The 19441-nt window shown below is 69.4% G+C and carries 16 protein-coding genes and 2 pseudogenes; 8 read left to right on the top strand and 10 right to left on the bottom strand.

Annotation, left to right across the window (positions count from 1 at the left end):
• Together HNR40_RS07880 and HNR40_RS07875 are read right to left on the bottom strand one after the other, a co-directional pair.
• Complete coding sequence (locus tag HNR40_RS07880) at positions 1-462, bottom strand: HPP family protein (protein WP_184959268.1); 462 nt, start codon at positions 460-462, stop codon at positions 1-3.
• 37 nt (positions 463-499) lie between these two features.
• The gene (locus HNR40_RS07875; RefSeq protein WP_221339959.1) at positions 500-1354 is read right to left on the bottom strand and encodes an alpha/beta fold hydrolase; all 855 of its coding nucleotides are present in this window, start codon (positions 1352-1354) and stop codon (positions 500-502) included.
• Between the two features lie 88 nt (positions 1355-1442).
• On the opposite strand from HNR40_RS07875, the gene HNR40_RS07870 reads away from it, so the two are divergent.
• Positions 1443-1952 carry a CGNR zinc finger domain-containing protein gene (locus tag HNR40_RS07870; RefSeq protein ID WP_184959266.1) on the top strand — a complete coding sequence of 170 codons (510 nt, stop codon included), beginning with the start codon at positions 1443-1445 and terminating at the stop codon, positions 1950-1952.
• Positions 1953-2055: 103 nt separating this feature from the next.
• On the opposite strand, the gene HNR40_RS07865 is transcribed toward HNR40_RS07870, so the two are convergent.
• Positions 2056-2979 carry an NADP-dependent oxidoreductase gene (locus HNR40_RS07865; RefSeq protein ID WP_246508377.1) on the bottom strand — a complete coding sequence of 308 codons (924 nt, stop codon included), beginning with the start codon at positions 2977-2979 and terminating at the stop codon, positions 2056-2058.
• A gap of 80 nt (positions 2980-3059) precedes the next feature.
• Here HNR40_RS07865 and HNR40_RS07860 point away from each other — a divergent pair, with 80 nt between their 5' ends.
• From HNR40_RS07860 to HNR40_RS07840, 5 genes are all read left to right on the top strand, one after another.
• Positions 3060-3245, top strand: coding sequence for a hypothetical protein (locus HNR40_RS07860; protein ID WP_184959265.1), 186 nt, complete (start codon positions 3060-3062; stop codon positions 3243-3245).
• Positions 3246-3292: 47 nt separating this feature from the next.
• On the top strand, positions 3293-3784 hold the full coding sequence (locus HNR40_RS07855) for a DUF1269 domain-containing protein (protein ID WP_184959264.1): 492 nt from the start codon (positions 3293-3295) through the stop codon (positions 3782-3784).
• A gap of 140 nt (positions 3785-3924) precedes the next feature.
• On the top strand, positions 3925-4482 hold the full coding sequence (locus HNR40_RS07850) for a hypothetical protein (RefSeq protein WP_184959263.1): 558 nt from the start codon (positions 3925-3927) through the stop codon (positions 4480-4482).
• Positions 4482-6566 (top strand): SPFH domain-containing protein, encoded by a 2085-nt coding sequence (locus HNR40_RS07845; protein ID WP_184959262.1) that lies wholly within the window; start codon positions 4482-4484, stop codon positions 6564-6566. The genes HNR40_RS07850 and HNR40_RS07845 overlap by 1 nt, the downstream gene beginning before the upstream one ends.
• Positions 6567-6570: 4 nt before the next feature.
• Positions 6571-11337: a DNA repair ATPase gene (locus HNR40_RS07840; protein WP_184959261.1), complete on the top strand. Its 4767-nt coding sequence runs from the start codon at positions 6571-6573 to the stop codon at positions 11335-11337.
• A gap of 326 nt (positions 11338-11663) precedes the next feature.
• On the opposite strand, the pseudogene HNR40_RS07835 reads toward HNR40_RS07840, so the two are convergent.
• From HNR40_RS07835 to HNR40_RS07825, 3 genes and pseudogenes are all read right to left on the bottom strand, one after another.
• Positions 11664-12305, bottom strand: a pseudogene (locus HNR40_RS07835) (ATP-binding cassette domain-containing protein); the annotation flags it as partial.
• Between the two features lie 389 nt (positions 12306-12694).
• Positions 12695-13864 (bottom strand): annotated as a pseudogene (locus HNR40_RS07830) (ATP-binding cassette domain-containing protein); the annotation flags it as partial.
• Between the two features lie 162 nt (positions 13865-14026).
• Positions 14027-14530, bottom strand: coding sequence for a MarR family winged helix-turn-helix transcriptional regulator (locus HNR40_RS07825; RefSeq protein ID WP_184959258.1), 504 nt, complete (start codon positions 14528-14530; stop codon positions 14027-14029).
• A 51-nt stretch (positions 14531-14581) separates the two neighbouring features.
• Between HNR40_RS07825 and HNR40_RS07820 the strand changes: the two genes are divergently transcribed.
• Complete coding sequence (locus tag HNR40_RS07820) at positions 14582-15727, top strand: FAD-dependent monooxygenase (protein WP_184959257.1); 1146 nt, start codon at positions 14582-14584, stop codon at positions 15725-15727.
• 7 nt (positions 15728-15734) lie between these two features.
• Here the strand turns inward: HNR40_RS07820 and dapA are convergent, their stop codons facing one another.
• Positions 15735-16610, bottom strand: coding sequence for a 4-hydroxy-tetrahydrodipicolinate synthase (dapA, locus tag HNR40_RS07815; RefSeq protein WP_184959256.1), 876 nt, complete (start codon positions 16608-16610; stop codon positions 15735-15737).
• Between the two features lie 71 nt (positions 16611-16681).
• Here dapA and HNR40_RS07810 point away from each other — a divergent pair, with 71 nt between their 5' ends.
• A complete protein-coding gene (locus tag HNR40_RS07810; RefSeq protein WP_184959255.1) occupies positions 16682-17542 on the top strand; it encodes a LysR family transcriptional regulator in 861 nt (286 codons plus the stop codon).
• Here the strand turns inward: HNR40_RS07810 and HNR40_RS07805 are convergent.
• From HNR40_RS07805 to HNR40_RS07795, 3 genes are read right to left on the bottom strand one after another with little or no spacing between them, the layout of a single operon-like run.
• On the bottom strand, positions 17532-18470 hold the full coding sequence (locus tag HNR40_RS07805) for a serine hydrolase domain-containing protein (protein WP_184959254.1): 939 nt from the start codon (positions 18468-18470) through the stop codon (positions 17532-17534). The genes HNR40_RS07810 and HNR40_RS07805 overlap by 11 nt on opposite strands.
• 34 nt (positions 18471-18504) lie before the next feature.
• Positions 18505-18903 (bottom strand): VOC family protein, encoded by a 399-nt coding sequence (locus HNR40_RS07800; protein WP_184959253.1) that lies wholly within the window; start codon positions 18901-18903, stop codon positions 18505-18507.
• A 14-nt stretch (positions 18904-18917) separates the two neighbouring features.
• Positions 18918-19424 (bottom strand): PadR family transcriptional regulator, encoded by a 507-nt coding sequence (locus tag HNR40_RS07795; protein ID WP_184959252.1) that lies wholly within the window; start codon positions 19422-19424, stop codon positions 18918-18920.
• Between the last annotated feature and the right edge of the window lie 17 nt (positions 19425-19441).

The following is a 19441-nucleotide window of genomic DNA, read 5'->3' as shown; positions in this document are numbered from 1 at the left end:
TCACTTCCAGGAGGTCGGGTAGCTGTGGCCGGGTAGGAGCTTTCCGAGCACCACCCCTCCGGCGATCACCACGGCGCTGGCGAGGATGACCGGGTTGAGCAGGTAGAGCGGCTCCGGAGCGGTGAGCCCGACCAGCGCCGCGGTCGCGGCCGCGGGCGGATGCGGCGCCTTGAGCAGCATCATCGGCGCCGTCGACAGGGCGGCGGCCACCGCCGCCGTCCACACCGAAGGCGCCGCGACCGAGGTGATGAGCAGCGCCAGGGTCGTGGCGCTGACGTGCCCGAGCACGATGCTGCGCGGCTGCGCGAACGGCGCCGCCGGAGCCAGCGCCACGATCCCGGCCGTGGCCGCGAACGGCAGGGCGAACAGCGCCAGGCCGGTGGCGCTGGTGATCCCGGCCAGCAACAGGAGCCCTGCCAGGGCCGCGGTCGTCGCGCTGACCACGTTCTTGAGCGGCGGCATCAGTCCGACACCCCGACCACGTTCATGAGCGCCGACATTAGTCCGACAGCCCGTGCAGGAAGTCGCGGATCAGGGCGGCGCTCTGGCTCAGCCGGGTCGTGAGCGGGAAGTGCCCGGCGTCCAGCAGGTGCACGCGTGCCTCCTTCACGTCGCGGGCGTAGGCGCGGGCGCCGTCCGGGCCGAAGATCTCGTCGCCCCGGCCCCAGACCGCCAGCAGCGGAGGCTGGTGGGTGCGCAGGTACTCCTGCCAGGCCGGGTAGCGGCCTGGGTTGACGCCGTAGTCCAGGAAGAGCGCGAGCTGGATCTCCTGGTTGCCCGGCCGGTCGAGCAGCGCCTGGTCGAAGGCCGCCCGGTCGGGGTTGACCAGCGAGGTGTCGGGGACGCCGTGGGTGTACTGCCACTGCGTGGCCTCGGGGGTCAGCAGGGCGCGCAGGGCGTCGCCGTTCTCCTGGGAGGGGTCGGCCCAGTAGGCGCGGAGCTGGTCCCAGAACGGGGTCAGGCCCTCGTCGTAGGCGTTGCCGTTCTGGGAGACGATGCCGGTGATGCGCTCGGGGTGGCGCAGCGCGAGGCGGAAGCCGACCGGGGCGCCGTAGTCGTGCACGTAGATCGCGTATTTGCGGACGCCGATGGAGTCCAGGAGCTGGTCCACGACGTCGGCCAGGTGGTCGAAGGTGTAGTCCCAGGTGTCGGCGGCGGGCGCCGAGCTGTGGCCGAAGCCCGGGTAGTCGGGGGCGATCAGGTGGAACTCCCCGGCCAGCTCGGCGATCAGCTCCTGGTAGGCGATCGACGAGGTCGGGAAGCCGTGCAGCAGGACGAGCGTGGGCGCCGACGGGTCTCCGGCCTCGCGGTAGAAGACGTTCAGCCCCTCGATGACCGCGGTGTGGTAGCGCATGATCACTCCTTAACCGGCTAAATGCTGTTTGCTGGTTAAGTGATAGCATGACTGGCATTAACCGGTCAAATGGCTTTGAGAGGTTAGGATGAAGATCCGGCCGCTGCGCGGGGAGCCCGTCGGGCTGGACCTGGTCGACACCACCTGGATGTGGCAGGAGGAGCTGGTCGACCAGTTCGACACGGCCGAGGGGGTCGAGGCCTGGCTCGCCGATCACGGGCTGCCCGGGGGACCTGGCGTGCGGGAGCGGCTGGTCGAGGCGCGGGCCGCCATGCGCGACGCGCTCGAAGGACGGGGGCACGAGCGGCTCAACGCGGTGCTGGCCCACGGGAGCCTGCGGCCTCAGGTCGGGGCGGACGGGCCGTACGAGATGGTGGTCGTGGACGAGCCCGGGTGGCACGCGGCGTGGGTGGCGGCGGCCGACCTCGTGCGCGTCATGGGCGGGCGGGTCAAGCACTGCGCGAACCCGCGGTGCGTGCTCTGGTTCCTGGACGTCAGCAAGAACAGCAGCCGCCGCTGGTGCTCCATGGAGGTGTGCGGCAACCGGGCCAAGGTCGGGCGCTTCAACGAACGCAAGCGCCCGACCGGCCCCTCCTAGAAACCCTCACCCCACGTGTCTTCCCAGAGGTGAGGTCCTTGCCGGGTGTTCCGAGGTCTTGTCAGGTGTTCTGGTCGGGTGTTCCAAGGTCTTGTCGGGTGTCTTACGGGATCACGATGGCGATCTTGCCGCGGCCGTGGCCGGTCTCCATCTCGCGGTGCGCGTCGGCGGCCTCGGACAGCGGGTAGGTGCTGCGGATGTGGTACTTGAACTCGCCCGCCGCCACCTGCGCGGCATAACGGCCCAGGCGCTCGGCCAGCCGTTCGCCCACGGTGGTGCGGATGCCGAGCCCGGCGGCCTTCTCGTGCTCGAACAGCGTGAGGATGCGGTCGCGATCCGCCACCAGCTCCAGTGAGACCTCCAGCGCCTCGCCGCCCGCGCCGTCCAGGGCCGCGGTGACGCCGTTCGGGGCCAGGGCGCGGACCCGGTCGGCGAGGCCGGGGCCGTACTCGACGGGGATCGCGCCGAGATCGCGCAGGTAATCGTGGTTGACGGCGCGGGCGGTGCCGATGACCGTGGCGCCGCGCCGGATGGCGATCTGCGTGGCGGCGCCGCCGACGGACCCGGCAGCGCCGTGGATCAGCAGCGTGTCCCCGGCTCCGATCGCCAGGTTGTCGATGGCGATCTCGGCCGTCTGCACGCCCGCGGTCATCGCCCCGGCCACCTCCCAGGCGAGTCCGGCGGGCTTCGGCGTGACCGACGCCGACGGCACGACCGTGTACTCGGCGTAGGCGTTGAGCTGCGTGAACCCCAGCACCTCAGCGCCGATCGCGAAGCCGGTCACGCCCTCGCCCACCTGGTCGATCACTCCGGCGAACTCGTTGCCGGGAACGCGCGGCAGGTCGCCGGCGATGCCGGGCGGGGTCCATCCGGCGCGTACCGAGGTGTCGTACGGCTGCACGCCCGCGGCCTTGACCCGCACCCGGACCTGTCCGGGGCCCGCCTGTGGCGCGGGCAGTTCCATGACCTTCAACACTTCTGGGCCGCCGAACTCGGCGAACGCCGCTGCCTTCATCACTTCGCTCATGCCGACGAGGATGCATCCTCAACTTTGCTTGAGGTCAACCCGGTGACTTAAACTTCCCGCCAAAGGAAGGGCAAGCGACCATGCAGAAGATCGTCCACGTCAGGCCCCTCGACGACGCCATCGGCCACGAGGAGTCGCACGACTGCCCGTGCGGCCCGACCGGTCAGGGCGTGCACAACTCCGCCACCAAGAAGATGGTCGGCGTGATCTTCCACCACCACGGGCTCCAGCCGTGCCACGAATGGGAAGCATCCGACCTCGCGTAACCATCTGTGTACTATCGGTGAGGAGCTCATAGAAATCGGGGGACGGCATGAGCAACCTCATCGTCATCGACTATCCGGACGTCGCGACCGCGGAGACCGTACGCACGCGACTGTTCGAGCTGCAGAAACAGAACCTCATCACGCTTGAGGACGCGGCCATCGTCGAGCGCAGGGAAGACGGCAAGATCAAGCTTCACCAGACCACCAGCACCACCGGCATCGGCGCGGCGGGCGGGGCGCTGTGGGGCGGCCTCATCGGGCTGCTGTTCTTCATGCCGCTGCTGGGCATGGCGCTCGGCGCGGCCGCGGGCGCGGCGGGCGGCGCCCTCACCGACGTCGGCGTCAACGACGACTTCATGAAGGAACTCGGCGAGAAGATGCCCCCGGGCACCGCCGCCCTCTTCCTCCTGGTCCGCCAGAGCACACCGGACAAGGTCATCGAGCAGATCGCGCAGTACGGCGGCGAGATCATCAAGACCTCGCTCAGCACCGAGGACGAGAAGCACCTCAAGGAGGCCGTCGCGGCCGCGCGCGCCTGACACTTCCCACCCGAGGAGCGACCGGATTTCCGGTCGCTCTTTCGCATGTACGGCGCGGCAAACATCCCCATATCGGGAACTTTCCGCTTTACTTCGTCTTTACCTGTATAGAGTCCGACGGGGGATGTACCAGGGGGAAGATGTCTGAGTTCTTACAAGCCGTGCTGGGTTTTCCGACAATCCTGTTCAGCTTTCTGCTCGTGATCGTCGTCGCCTATTGGGTGATCGCGCTCACCGGCCTTCTGGACCTGGACGACGTCGACGCTTCCTGGCTCGGACTGGCAGGCGCGCCCGCCGGAGTGACGCTGTCGATCGTGATCACGCTGGGCTGGCTGCTCAGCCTGGTCGGCGGTCAGCTCGTCTCCGCGGTACACCTGCAGATCGCCGTGCTCATCGTGGCCCTGGCCGGCGGCTGGCTCGGGGCCCGCCTGCTGGTCGTGCCGCTCCGCCGCCTGTATCCCGACGAACGCGGCCCCTCGCGCCACGACTTCGTCGGCCGGCACTGCGTGATCCGCACCGGACAGGTCACCGCCGACTTCGGCCAGGCCGAGGTCACCGCCGCCGACGGGTCATCCGCGGTCGTCCAGGTCAGGACGACCGGCGACGACCGGCTGGCCCGGGGCGACAACGCCCTCATCTTCGACTATTCCTCCTCCGGGGAATTCTTCCTGGTCATGCCCTATGAAAGGGATCACTGATGGGTGTCATCTCCCTCGGCCTGGCGATCACGCTGGCCGTCGCCCTGCTCGTCGTCATCGCCATCCTCGTGGTCATCAGCCGCCTCTTCCACAAGGTCGAGCAGGGCAAGGCGCTGATCATCTCGAAGGTCAACCGGGTCGACGTGACGTTCACGGGCGCCGTCGTGCTGCCCGTCGTGCACAAGTCCGAGACCATGGACATCTCGGTGAAGACGATGGAGATCGTCAGGTCCGGTCGTGAAGGACTGATCTGCCGCGACAACATCAGGGCCGACATCCGCATCACGTTCTTCGTCCGGGTCAACAAGACCGCCGAGGACGTCATCAAGGTGGCCCAGGCCATCGGCACCGCGCGGGCCAGCGGCGAGGAGACGCTGCAGGAGCTGTTCAACGCCAAGTTCTCCGAGGCGCTCAAGACCGCCGGCAAGCACCTGGACTTCGTCGACCTCTACACCAAGCGCGACGAGTTCCGCGACGAGATCCTCCGGCTCATCGGCACCGACCTCAACGGCTACAGCCTTGAGGACGCCGCGATCGACTACCTGGAGCAGACGCCCCTCCACAACCTGGACAAGTCCAACATCCTCGACGCGCAGGGCATCCGCAAGATCACCGAGCTCACCGCCATCGAGCACGTGCGGACCAACGAGTTCCAGCGCAACGAGGAGAAGGAGATCACCCGCCAGAACGTGGACGCCCGCGAGGCGATCCTGGAGCTGGAACGCCGCCAGGCCGACGCCGAGACCAAGCAGAAGCGCGAGATCGAGACCATGAGGGCGCGCGAGGAGGCCGAGACCGCCCGCGTGCAGGCCGAGGAGCGGCTCAAGGCCCAGGCCGCCAACATCAGGACCGACGAGCAGCTCGGCGTCCACAACGAGAACCGCGCCCGCGAGATCGCCGTCGCCGAGAAGAACAAGGAACGCGTGATCGCGATCGAGACCGAGCGGATCGAGAAGGACCGCATGCTGGAGGTCATCGCCCGCGAACGCGAGACCGAGCTGTCGCGCATCTCCAAGGACAAGGAGGTCGAGACCGAGAAGCGCTCGATCGCCGAGGTCGTGCGCGAGCGCATCGCGGTCGACAAGACCGTCGCCGAGCAGGAGGAGAACATCAAGCGGCTGCGCGCGGTCGAGGAGGCCGAACGGCTGCGCCAGACCACGATCATCGCCGCCGAGGCCGAGGCTCAGGAGAACCTGGTCAAGGACATCAAGGCGGCCGAGGCCGCCGAGGCCGCCTCGAAGTTCCGCGCCCGCGAGGAGCTCGTGCTCGCCGAGGCCAGGCAGCAGGCCGCCGACCTCGACGCCCGCGCCAAGATCCGGCTCGCGGAGGGTGTCCAGGCCGAGAGCGCCGCGGCGGGGCTGGCCGAGGTGCAGGTGAAGGAGCGCGACGCGGCGGCGATCGAGAAGGTCGGCCGCGCCGAGGCGATGGTGCTGAGCGAGCGCCTGCGCGCCGAGGCCGAAGGCGCCAAGGCGATGGCGCTGGTCGAGGGCGACCGGCTCAAGGCCCGCGCCGAGGGCGAGCAGGCACTCGCGCTCGCCGCCGCCGCTGCCGTCGGCGAGAAGCTCAAGGCCGAGGCCGAGGGTCTGACCGAGAAGGCCGCCGCGCTGGCCGCGCTGGACGAGGCCTCGCGTACGCACGAGGAGTACCGCCTGCGGCTGGAGGCCGACAAGGAGATCCACCTCAAGCGCATCGACGTGCAGGCGAAGGTCGCCGAGTCGCAGGCCAGCGTGCTGGCGGCGGGGCTGGCCAAGGCCGACATCGACATCGTGGGCGGCGACACGATGTTCTTCGACAGGATCGTGGGCTCGATCACCGCGGGCAAGGCGGTCGACGGGTTCGTGGAGCACTCGGCGGTGGCCAGGACGCTGGCGGAGCCGTACCTCAACGGATCGGCGAGCCTGCCCGCGGACCTCGCGGCGATCGTCGGCGGGATCGGCACCGAGGACCTCAAGAACATCACCGTGTCCGCGCTGCTCATGCAGATGATCCAGAGCGGTGGGCCGGAGGCGAAGCTGACCGAGCTTCTGGAGACCGCGCGCAGACTCGGCGTCGCCGACTCCTCGGTCGCCGCGCTGAGGGCCTGAGCGCATGGCGGATCTTGAGGCGGGCACCTATGAGGTGCTCAGGAACCGCCTTCAGTCGCAGGCCAAGCTGCTGGCGCAGGCCGCGGAGGCGGTCAACGACGAGCGGCTGAAGGTCTTCGGCGGCGCCGAGCTCACGCTGCTCGGCACGGAGCGGATCAGGACCGAGAACAACTGCGTGCCCAGGGACATCATCTCCGTCGGGGAGGTGATGGTGTTCGGGTACAACGTTTTCATCGGACTTAAGCCGGAAACGGCTGTGGACGACGTGTTCTCCGTCCACAGGTTCACCCGCGACGGCGAAGCGTTCCGGTTCGATCCGGCACAGTGGGACGCGCTCACCGACCCCGCGTTCCAGAAGGACTTCGCCGAGTTGTACCGGTACTACAAGGAGACCCGCCTGCAGACCCTGCGGCAGGTCGAGGGCAAGTTGCTGGCCGTCTTTCAGACCGGGCCGAGCGACAGCAAGGTCCTGCGCTGGGACGTGTCCGGCAAATACCTCGACAACCGGGGCGAGCGCGACCACGTGTTCCCGGCGTCCCACGACTTCGAGTGGACCGTCACCACCCGCGACGACCACGTGCTCGGCCGCCATCCCCACATCTCCATCGAGGGCGAGGTCTTCGTCGAGACCGTCGGCGGCGACCTGACCATCAAGGTCGAGGACAACACCGAGATCGGCCACGGGATCTACTCCGAGCCGGTCACCGAGCCGCTGCAGTCGCTGGCCGACGCCGACGTCTCCTACGCCCGGGTCGGGCCGCTCATCCTGCTGCGCGTCCGGCCGTACAAGGAGCCGGAGTGGCGGCACCTGGTGTTCAACACCAGGACCAAGGCGGTGGTCCGGCTCGACGGCATCGGGCAGGCCTGCCGGAGGCTGCCGGAGGACCAGGGGCTGATCTTCCCCGGGGGCTACTACCTGGCGACCGGGGTCAGCAAGACGTTCGACCTCGACGTCAGCGAGCTGGAGTTCGAGCGCGTGGTCCGCTCGCCCAACGGCGAGGACGTGCTCTACGTCTTCCATGCCCGGGGTGACGGGCGGTCGTTGCTGCTGCCGTACAACGTGATCAGGAAGGAGGTGGCCAACCCCATCCCGTGCCACGGGTTCAGCCTGTTCGACGACGGCACGATGGTGGTCTTCCGCGCCACCTCCGACGAGCCGACCCGGGTCCATCCCATGCAGGTGTGGCAGACGCCCTATGTCTCCGACACCTACGCCGCCGCCCAGCCCACCGGCTCGGGGCCGCTGGAGCGCATCGGCAACGCCGAGCTGGTCCGCGGCATCTCCGACTGCCTGTCCGTGGCGCGCATGGTCGAGGAGATGTCGCCGTCGGCGGCGACCTTCGAGGCGCTGATCGCCGCCTGTGAGCGGGCCTTCGACCACTACCACTGGCTCGGTGAGCACGGACTGCGCACCCCGCTCACCGACGTACGCGCCACCGCCGGCCAGGTGCTCGACGAATACGAGAACGTCGAGCAGCTGACCGCGCAGGCCGCGCGGACGCTGGCCGCCGCCGAGGAGGAGACCGTCACCCTCGTCCGGCAGGCCCGCGGTGACCTGCCGGCCGGCGCCGACGCCTGGGTCAGCCTGCTGGCCACGCTGCGCCGCGCGCAGGGGCGGCTGGTGACGCTGCGCGAGGTCCGCTACATCGACCTCACCCGGCTCGACTCGCTGGCCGGAGAGCTCACGGCCGAACTCAAGGAGACCGGCACCCGGGCGGTCACGTTCCTGCAGGGTCCCGATGCCTTCACCGGCTACCACAGCGCGGTCGAGCGGCTCGCCGCAGACGCGGGCGCGATCGCCACGGTGGCCGACGCCGTCCCGGTGGCGGAGCTGCTGGCCGACCAGGCCGAGGGGCTTGAGGTGGTCACCGAGGTGGTCGGTTCGCTCGACATCGCCGACGCCACCGTGCGCACCTCCATCCTGGAACGCATCGCCGAGGTGCTCGGCGGCGTCAACCGCGCCCGCGCGGTGCTGGAGGGGCGGCGCAGGGAGCTGCTGTCCAGCGAGGGGCGGGCCGCCTTCGCCGCCGAGTTCGCGCTGCTCGGGCAGGCGATCACCGGAGCGCTGGCCATGGCCGACACCCCGGAGCGCTGCGACGAGCAGCTCGGCAAGCTCATGCTGCAGTTGGAAGGGCTCGAATCCCGCTTCGGGGAGTTCGACGACTTCGCCGCCAAGCTCACGACCAAGCGGGAGGACGTCTACGAGGCGTTCTCCGCCCGCAAGCAGAGCCAGCTTGACGAGCGGGCCCGCCGCGCCGACCGGGTCTTCGCCTCGGCCGAGCGCATCCTGGGCAGCGTCGCCAGGCGGGTGGCCGGGCTGGCCTCGCTCGACGAGGTCAACACCTACTTCGCCACCGACCCCATGGTCGCCAAGCTCCAGTCGGTCTCCGCCGAGCTGCGCACCCTGGGCGACCCGGTGCGCGCCGAGGAGCTCGACGGCCGGGTCAAGGCCGCCCAGCAGGAGGCCGGGCGCTCGCTGCGCGACCGGCTCGACCTGTTCGACGCGGGCGGCGAGACGCTGCGGCTGGGGCGCCACCGCTTCGCGGTCAACACCCAGCCCGTCGACCTCACGCTGGTCCCCCACGACGGCGCGATGCAGTTCGCCATCACCGGCACCGACTACCGCGCGCCGGTCCCGGCCGACTTCGCCGACACCCGCCCGTTCTGGGACCAGTTGCTCGTCTCGGAGACGCCCGAGGTCTACCGCGCCGAGCACCTGGCCGCCGCACTTCTCGGCACCTCCGACCACCCGTCAGCGGATCTCGTACGGCGGGCCGCCGAGGAACGCTACGACGAGGGCTACGAACGCGGCGTCCACGACCACGACGCCACCCTGATCCTCGACGCCCTGGTCCGCCTGCGCGACGGCGCCGGACTGCTGCGCTACTCCCCCGAGGCCAGAGCGGCGGCGCAGCTCTTCTGGGCCTTCCACACGGACGAGGTTTCACGTAAAACATTCACCACCAGAGCGTCTTCCCTGGTCAGAGCACGCGAGGCATTCGGCGCCAACGAGGCCGTGGCCGCCCTGGCCGAGGAACTGTCGTCTCTGATCACCGCCGCCCCCGGCGTGGCCCGGCTGGCCGGGGAATACCTCGTGGAGGAGCTGGCCACCACCCCGCCCGGCTTCGTCACCAGCAAGGCGGCCCGCGCCCTAGTGGACAACTTCCGCGCAAGGCTGGGTCCGGAGGCGCAGCGCTCGTTCGAGGACGACCTCAGCTCCCTCGATCCGCCCGCGCGCATCCAGCTCGCCGAGGCCTGGCTGGGCGCCTTCGACCAGTCACCCGAGCTGCCCGAGGCCATCGCCCTGCAGCTCTGCGGCGACCTGCCCCGCTACGCATCCAGCGCGACCGTCACCGCCGTGGTCGAGGGCCTGCTCGGCACCCACCCGCGCATCACCGAGCGCACGCTGCCCGTGCGGCTCGACGAGATCCTCACCAGGACCAGGATGTTCGCCACCGAACGCGTCCCCGCCTTCCGCGCCTACCAGAAACGCCGCGTCGAACTGGTCGCGGCCGAACGCGACCGTCTGCGGCTGGACGAGTACAAGCCCAAGGTCATGAGCGCCTTCGTACGCAACCGCCTGCTCGACGAGGTCTACCTGCCGCTCATCGGCGACAACCTGGCCAAGCAGCTCGGCGCGGCGGGAGCGGGCAAACGCACCGACCAGATGGGCCTCCTGCTGCTCATCTCCCCGCCCGGCTACGGCAAGACCACCCTCATGGAATACGTCGCCAGCCGCCTGGGCCTCGTCTTCGTCAAGGTCAACGGCCCGGCCCTGGGCCACGCCGTCACCTCGCTCGACCCGGAGGAGGCTCCCGACGCCACCTCCCGGCAGGAGGTCGAGAAGATCTCCTTCGCGCTGGAGACCGGCAACAACACGCTCCTCTACCTCGACGACATCCAGCACACCTCGCCCGAGCTGCTGCAGAAGTTCATCTCGCTGTGCGACGCCCAGCGCCGCATCGAAGGCGTCTGGAACGGCCGCACCCGCACCTACGACCTGCGCGGCAAGCGCTTCGCCGTGTGCATGGCCGGAAACCCCTATACCGAGTCCGGCAAGCGCTTCCGCATCCCCGACATGCTCGCCAACCGGGCCGACGTGTGGAACCTCGGCGACGTGCTGTCCGGCCGCGACGAGCTGTTCGCGCTCAGCTACGTCGACAACGCCCTCACCTCCAACCCCGTCCTGGCCCCGCTCTCCACCCGCGACCGTGCCGACGTCGAACTGCTGGTACGGCTGGCGCGCGGCGACCAGACGGTCCGCTCCGACCAGCTCAAGCACCCCTACTCCAAGGTCGAGCTGGACCAGATCCTGTCCGTGCTGGCCAAGCTGGTGCGGGTGCAGGAAGTCGTGCTGGCCAACAACCAGGCGTACATCGCCTCGGCTGCCCAGTCGGACGACGCGCGTACCGAGCCGCCGTACAAGCTGCAGGGCTCCTACCGGAACATGAACAAGCTGGCCGAGCGGATCGTGCCCGCCATGAACGACGCCGAACTGGAAGCGGTGATCGACGACCACTACGTAGGCGAGGCCCAAACCCTCACCTCCGACGCCGAAGCCAACCTCCTCAAGCTCGCCGAGCTCAGGGGACGCCTGACCCCGGAGCAGCAGGAGCGCTGGACCACCATCAAGGCCGCGTACCTGCGCACAAGGGCGCTGGGCGGAGCCGAGGACGACCCGGTAACCCGAACGGTAGGCGCCATCGGCCTCCTGACAGACCGCGTCACCGACATCACCACCGCCATCCGCCAATCCACCCCCAACCCCTAACCCCAACTCGCCCGGTAATCCCGCCGCCCTGCCGCCCCGCTGACCGGGGCGGCGGCGCGGGGACCGACCCACGCGCAGGCCACCCCGCCTGGCTCGTGCGTCGGGTCACCCGGCTGCCTCGTCTGACTCGCCCCGGTCATCCGCTTCCGCCCAACCCTGCCTCGCGCCTGCTGCCTTCTCTGGGCACCATCCACGCCAGGCTCTGACTACAGGGCACCGAACGGACGGGCCCCGTGCCGGAAGCGCCGTGCGGACTGGTCCTGGCCGTAGGCGCCGGATGGGCATGTTGGCGGTGTGCCCGTCCACAGGGTGTGGATGGGCGTGGGTTATGTGGGTTGGAGGGTGGTGGCGTGGCCGTTCTTGAGTTCCAGGCGTGAACCCTGGAAGGCGGCACGCATGCGGCGGTCGTGGGTGACGATCACCACTGCGCCCTGGTAGACGGACAGGGCCTCCTCTAGTTGTTCCACGAGGAGTGGGGAGAGGTGGTTGGTGGGCTCGTCCAGGAGGAGCAGGTCAACGGGGCGGCTGACCAGGCGGGCGACGTCGATGCGGCGGCGCTGGCCGTACGACAGCTGACCCACCCGCAACCGCAGGTCCGCAGGGCGGAACAGCCCCAGGGACAGCAGTGCGTCGGCGTGCTCGTCGATGGTGCCCGGCCGGCCCTCGGCGAACGCGCCCAGCACGGTCCGGTCCATCCGGCCCGGCCGGTCCTCCTGCCGTAGGTATCCCACGCGGGGCGGGCGCTTGACCGTCCCGGCGTCGGGCACCAGCTCGCCGGACAGCACCTGCATGAGCGTGCTCTTGCCTGCCCCGTTGGGTCCGGTGACCAGCAGACGTTCGCCGGGCAGGATCCGCAGGGAGCCCAGCCTGAGCCGCTCGCCCACCCGAACCCCACCAAGCTCCACCAACCCAACCCGCTCCACCCCACCAACCTGATCTGGTCCCGCCACCTGATCCAGCCCTGATGCTCCGTCCCGTCCAGACGCCCTGTCCAACGCAGACGCCCTGACCAACCCAGACGCCCTGTCCAACCCAGACGCGCCGTCCGGCCGGACTGCTTGTTCCGACCGGGGAGCACACATCCTGCCGGGCTCGGCCGCAGAGACCTGGTCGGGGCTGGTCGCCCCGCGACGCCCGGCCATGGGTACCCGATCTGCCGCAGCCGCCGTCACGCTGTCCGGCCCGTCCGTCGGCACTCGGCCTGGTTGAGTCGCGGAGATCCGGTCGGGACCGGCTGGGGAGGGTTGGGCGGGGGTGGTGAGGTGGTTGGGGACCGTTCTGGAGAGGTGGTTGGGGACCGTTCTGGAGAGGTGGGGTGGGCGGTGAGGGTGGTGGGAGCAGTGAGGGGGGTGGGGGTGAAGCGGAGGGGGGTTGGTGGGGGTGGGACGGGGTGGGTGCGGAGCCAGTCCAGGCGTTGGTTGGACTGGCGGATGCGGCTCATCGCGCCATGTGTACGGGAGCGGGCGCGCCAGGCGCCGGTGCCCATGCCGGCCTTGGCGACCTTGCGGGGGATGGCGCCGAGGCGGGAGGCGTTGGCGTCGACGAGGGTGGCGTGGCGGGCCAGCTCGTTCTTCCACTCTTCGTGCTCCAGTGCCCATGCCGCCCGCTCGGCCGCCTTCGCCGTCAGGTAGCCGGTGTAGCCGTTGCCGTAGCGGCGTACCTGGGACTGGTCGACCTCCAGGATCGTGGAGGTGATCCGGTCCAGGAACACCCGGTCGTGGGTGATGGCCACGACTGTGCCGCTGTGGGCGCGGAGGTGGTCTTCGAGCCAGGTCACGGCCTGGTCGTCCAGGTCGTTGGTGGGTTCGTCCAGCAGGAGTAGCTCTGGTGCTGCGGCTAGGGTGGCGGCCAGGGCCAGGCGGGAGCGTTCGCCGCCGGACAGGGTGTCCAGTGGGCGTGCCCGGTCCAGGCCGGGGAGGCCCAGCCCGTGCAGAGCTACTTCCACTCGGGCATCGGCCTCGTATCCGCCCCGTGCCTCGAAGGCCGCCACCAACTCGCCGTAGACAGCCAGTTCCACCTCCAGTCCGGACGCACCACTTGAGGGCGTTCCTCCGGCGGTGGCGCCGGTCCCGCGCGTCCCGGCCTCCGTGGACACGTCACCCGTGGGTGAGGTGGCCGTGCCGCTGGTCAAGGTGGCGGGGGTGGCGGCCGTGGGAGTGGGGGCCGTGGTGTTCGTCGAGGTTGTGTCGGCGCTTGCCAGGCGGGCTTCTGCTGTGCGGATTTGGGCTTCCAAGGCGCGCAGGTCGTGGAGGGCCCGGTCGATGGCGTCGGTCACCGTGGATCCGGTGGGCAGGTCGAGGGCCTGGGGGAGGTAGCCGATGCCGCCGGGTGCCACGACGGTGAGTTCGCCGTTGTCGGGCGTCTCGACCCCCGCGATCAGCCGCAGCAACGTGGACTTCCCCGAGCCGTTGTCGCCGATGACCCCGATCTTCTCACCGGGTTTCGCAGTGAAGGTCACCCGGTCAAGGACGACGCGGTCGTCGTAATGCTTGGTGATGTCTGAAAGAGCTAGTTGGGTAGCACGCATAAAGCAGCCACCTCCGATTCTCGGCACACATGCCGCATCGAAAACGAACGGATCGATGGCGGAACGGATCGCGGAGCAGCGGCTCTACGCGTCCGGTGCGAGAATCACAGGGAACCCATGCGGATCAGGTTGGGGTGAATAGGGGGATATGTCAAGCCCTAATCACGGAGATCGGCGAGGCTGGCGTTCGGTGAGGATGGCGGTCGCGGCGCGCTGGACCGCCGCGGCCTTGGTCGTGTAGTCGAGGATCAGTTCCAACTGCTCATCCGTGTACGCGTCGTACAGATCAGCCAGTCCCCGCATCAACGGCTCGAACACCTCGATCGCCTCGGCACTCGCCCCGGCCAGCTGCTCCGGGTTGATCTCGACGATGATCCGGCGCCGGTCCTTGAGGTCGCGGATGCGGCGTACCATCCACTTCGCCTCCAGCCGATCCACCAGCCCGCTCACCGACGCGGGAGCGAGGCCGGTGTGCTGCGAGAGTTCGCCCGCGGTCAGCGGCCCGAGGCGTTGGAGCAGGTCAAGGGCCTTCCACTCGGTCACGCCGAGCCCCAGCATCCCGCTCATGACGGTGTGGTACATGACCGCGGCGTTGCTGCTCTCCCGTCCCGCGTCGCCGAGCGCCTGGAGAAGATTCTTTCGGTGTTCCGAAATATCTCTGGACATACCCTCTCCAATCGCCATATATTTCGTTCGACCGAACGAAAGGTTATCACGATGAAGGCTCTCATCACAGGGTGCGGGATCGGCGGACCGGCGACCGCGATGGCGCTGCGCGAAGCGGGCATCGAGGCGGAGATCTTCGAGGCTTACGGCGCGACGGCGGAAGGCGTCGGCTCGTTCCTGAACGTCGCCTCCAACGGCCTGTCCGCCCTGCGCGTCCTCGACACGCACCGCGAGGTCATGGCCGCCGGAATCCCGACCCCGCGCATGGTCATGACCAGCGGCTCCGGCAAACACCTCGGCGAGGTCGCCAACGGCCTGGCACTCGACGACGGCACCGTCAGCCACACGATCCTGCGCTCCGACCTCTACCGCATCGTGCGCGACCAGGCCACCGCGCGCGGCATCAAGATCCGGTACGGCAAGCGCCTCGTCTCCCTGGACGACACCGGCGACCAGGTCGTGGCCCACTTCGCCGACGGCACCCAGGCGACCGGCGACATCCTGATCTCGGCGGAAGGCGTGCACTCACGCACCCGCACCCTCCTCGACCCGAAGGCCCCGGCGCCCCGCTACTCCGGCCTGTACAGCTTCGGCGGGATCACGACGTTCCCCGGCCTGACCGGCGAACCGGGCACGTACCACATGATCTTCGGCAAGAAGGCGTTCTTCGGCTACGCGGTGGCGGACTCGGGTGAGATCTGGTGGTTCGCGAACCTGCCGCGTGAGGAGGGCGACGTTCCGGCCGACTGGCGGCCGCTGCTCGTCGAGGCCTTCCGCCACGACGGCAACCGCACCGCCGACCTCCTGCGCGAGAGCCCGATCGGGGATGGTTTCCCGGTGTACGACCTGCCGTCCATCCCCACCTGGCACAAGGGCCGGGTCGTGCTGACCGGCGACGCCGCGCACGCCACCTCGCCCAGCGCGGGACAGGGCGCCTCGCAGGCCATCGAGGACGCGATCGTACTGGCCCGCTGCCTGCGTGACGCCCCTGACCACGGCGCCGCGTTCGCCGCGTTCGAGAACGAGCGCCGGGAGCGGGCCGAGCGGGTGGTGTCGTACTCGCGGACCATCAGCAACAGCAAGGCCGCCGGACCGGTGGGGCGGGTGTTCCGCGACCTGATGATGCCGTTGTTCCTGAAGAAGGCGGCCAGCCAGGAGTCCCTGTCCTGGTTGTACCGCCACCACGTCTCCCTGTGATGAAAGGTCAGCTCATGGTGGACAGGACGGCGGTGGCCTGGGTGACCGACTGGGCGCTGGCGGGCAGGAGCGGCAGCCGTACCTCCGCGGTGGGGATCAGCCCGCGCTCGTGCAGCACTCCCTTGATCACCGTGGGGTTGGGCTCGGCGAAGAGCGCCGCGGACAGGCGCGCCAGCCGGTGTCCGAGCGAACGTCCGAGAGCGGCGTCACCCGACTCCCAAGCCTCCACCAATGCGACGAACCGGTCCGTGGCCAGATGCGCGGAGGCCAGGATGCCGCCGGAGGCGCCCAGCGCGAGCAGCGGCGAGATGAACGCGTCGTCCCCGCCCAGCACCTCGAACCCGGTCGGCAGGTCGGCCAGCAGATCGATGGCGTCCTGGTCGACGCCGCCCACCGCGTACTTGACCCCGGCGATCATCGGGTGCGCGCCCAGTTGCCGCAACGTGGCGGCGCAGACCGGCTGACCGGTCCGGTAGGGAATGTGGTAGATCACCAGCGGCACCGGCGACGCCTCGGCCAGCGCCTCGAAGTGCGCGATCACCCCGCGCTCCGACGGGCGCAGGAAGTACGGCACCGGCACCAGCGCCGCCGTCACCCCGGACGGCAACGCACGCAGGGCGGCGATCGTCGAGCGGGTGTCGTTGCCCGAAACGCCCACGATCAGCGGAACGTCCCGCTCACCGGACACCCGCACGCAGTTCTCGATCACCGCGGCGCGCTCCTCGGCGGTCAACATCGCCACCTCGCCGGTCGTGCCGAGCGCCACGAGCCCGCTCGCCCCCTGGTCGAGCACGTGGTGCGCGAGCTTCTCGAACGCCTCCAGATCGACCTGGTCGCCCGCGGTGAAGGGCGTGATCAGCGGTACGTAGATTCCTCTCAGCATCCTCCGAGGGTGCGGCACGATCATTGATTAGGTCCAGCGCCGATTCCTACCGTCGAGCCTAAGCTTGTCTTATGCTCGATCCCCGCAAGCTCCACCTCCTGCGCGAACTCGCCCAGCGCGGCACCATCGCCGCCGTCGCCGAAGCCGCCAACTTCACCCCGTCGGCGGTGTCCCAGCAGCTCAGCGCCCTGGAACGGGAGGCAGGGCTGCCGCTGCTCGAACGCACCGGCCGCACGGTCAGCCTGACCCCGGCGGCCCACGTGCTGGTGACGCACGCGCATGCCGTACTTGAAGAGCTGGAGCGGGCGACGGCGGCGCTGGCCGCGCTCAGCGATGGGCCGGGCGGGCCGCTGCGGATCGGCGCGTTCCCGTCGGCGACCAGGGTGCTGTTGCCGCGCGCGCTCGCCGAACTCGCGGCGGGCCACCCGGCGCTGGAGCCGATGGTGTCGGAGATCGACCCGGCGGACGTGTCGGCCGCGCTGCGGGCGGGCGAGCTGGACGTGGCGCTGGTGCACGAATACGACTTCGTGCCGCCTGTCGTGGATCTGGGGATCTGCGCCGAGCCGCTTTTCGAGGAGCCGATGTACCTCACCGACCGGCCGTCGATCCGGGACGCCCGCGACGACCCGTGGATCATGAGCAAGCCGGGCACACTCTGCCACACCATGGCGATCCGGGCCTGCCAGGCGGCCGGGTTCGAGCCGCACGTGCGGCACCACGTGGACGACTTCGACACCGTCCTCGCCTTCGCCGCCGCAGGTCAGGGCGTCGCGCTGGTGCCCGGCCTGGCCGCGCAGGCGCCGCCGCCGGGCGTGCGCCTGACCCCGCTGCCACTCTCCCGCCGCACGCTCGTCGCCTACCGCAAGGGGTACGGCCGGCATCCCGCCATCCTCGCCGCCGTGGCCGCCTTCAGGAGCGCGGTCACCCGCTGAGCACGGCGTCCATGACGGCGGAGGCGCTCGGCTGCCCGAAGTCGTTGTACTCGCCCGCCGCGGTCGCCACGACCAGTTCCTCGCCCGGTACGACGAAGAGCCGCTGCCCCCCGTTCCCAAACCCGGCGAACCACCCGTCGCCCAGATACCACTGGTACCCGTAACCCGACCCGTCCTCCCGCGCGACGTGCCGCGTGAGCGAGCGCGTGATCCACTCCCCGGGTACGATCCCCCGTCCGCCCTCCAGCACGAGCTGCCCGACGGCCGCCAGATCGCGCGGCGCCAGCCGTAGACCGGAGGCGGCCGAGACCGCGCCGTCATCGCCCGCCATCCACTCGAACGAGATCCCGAGCGGATCGAACAGCGTGTCCCGGGCGAAGGCGTCCAGCGTGGTGCCGACGCCTTTGACGATCAGCCGGCCGATCAGCGCGGAGGCGCCGCCGCAGTAGTCCCAGCGGGTGCCGGGCTCCTCGACGACCGGGCGTTCCAGGACATAGCGATAGCGGTCCGGCGCCATCTCCATCGCGATCTCGCTGTTGGCCGGGCTGGTGTAGGGGACGCTTTCATCCCATTCGAGGCCCAGCGTCATGGTCAGCGCGTGGGCGACGGTGAGGTTCCGCTTGGACTCGGCCAGGTCCGGATACTCGGGGAAGGCGGCCATCAGCGGCTCGTCCGGATCGGGCACCAAGCCCTTGCCCAGGGCGATGCCGTACACGAGGGCCGTGATGCTCTTCGTCACCGACCTGATGTCGTGAAGGGTGTCGCGGTCGAAGACGACGGTGCCGATCGAGTCGTTCCACTTGAAGTCTTCGCCCTGGCCATAGCGCTCAAGCACCGTCTGGCCACCACGGATCACCACAAGACCATGCAGGCCGGGCGCGCCACCGTCGCGGATGACCTGGTCGACTCGTTCAGCAAGTTCCGTCATGGGGGATACCGTCCCATCTCACATGGTGTGAGAGTCAAGGCCGGTCGTGGTGGCAGACCGCCTCCAGCATGATCCCCGCCGGATCCAGCCAGTACGTCGCGTAGTAGGGCGGCGGATACTCCGGGAAATTTCGTGGCTTCTGGAGGATCTGGCATTCCATGCCGATTGCCCAGTCATGCGCCGCCCGTACCGCCGACCGGCTCTTGACCATGAAGGCCAGATGCTGCAGCCCGGTCTGGTGCCTGCTGTAGGCGCTCTCCGTGAGCGCCGGATAGAAGAAGAGGTACGTCCCCGGTTTGCCCCCCGCCGGGCGGAAGGCGAACTGATCGGCCATGTCCAGGTACTTCTCGAAGCCCAATAAGGGCATCAGCGCGTCGTAGTAGGTCCGCGCGCTCTCGAGGTCGGGAACGTTGACTCCGATATGACCGATCATCGGTAGATCATTGCCTATTTGGTGCGCAGCGCGTGGAGTGTTTCGTCGGCCCACTCGATCGTCGCGCGCGTCTGGGCCAGGCCGAGGCGCAGCGCGTACTTGCCGAACTTGGGGTTATCCGCGACGGGCGGCAGGCATTTCAGATCGTCCAGGCGTTTCTGCGCCCGCGCCTTGACTCGCTCGACCGCCGCGATGGCCTCGTCCGTGTCGAGAATCGGCAGGAGAAACGCCTGCAAAGCGGTCTCGCTGCGGACCGTCACGGCCGGCTCGCGATCGGCGAGCCAGTCGTGCAGCTGCCGCGACCCCTCGTCCGCGATCGTGTAGATCTTGCGCCCCCTGGCGCCCTCGGCCTCGACCGCGAGGAGCCCGTCGGCGGCCATCCTCACCAGTTCCGGATAGATCTGCGTGTGTCCGGCCTGCCAGACATGGTTGAGCGAACCTTCGAACAGTTTGGCCAGGTCGTAACCGCTCGCCGGGCCCTTGGCGGCCAGCAGGCCGAGCAACGCGATCCGCAGGGACATGCTCCGGAGCATACCCA

The sequence above is a fragment of the Nonomuraea endophytica genome (genome assembly GCF_014203235.1).
GTDB lineage: Bacteria > Actinomycetota > Actinomycetes > Streptosporangiales > Streptosporangiaceae > Nonomuraea > Nonomuraea endophytica.
The sequence above is the reverse complement of the archived record's forward strand: the minus strand, read 5'-3'. Positions and strand labels throughout refer to the sequence as shown.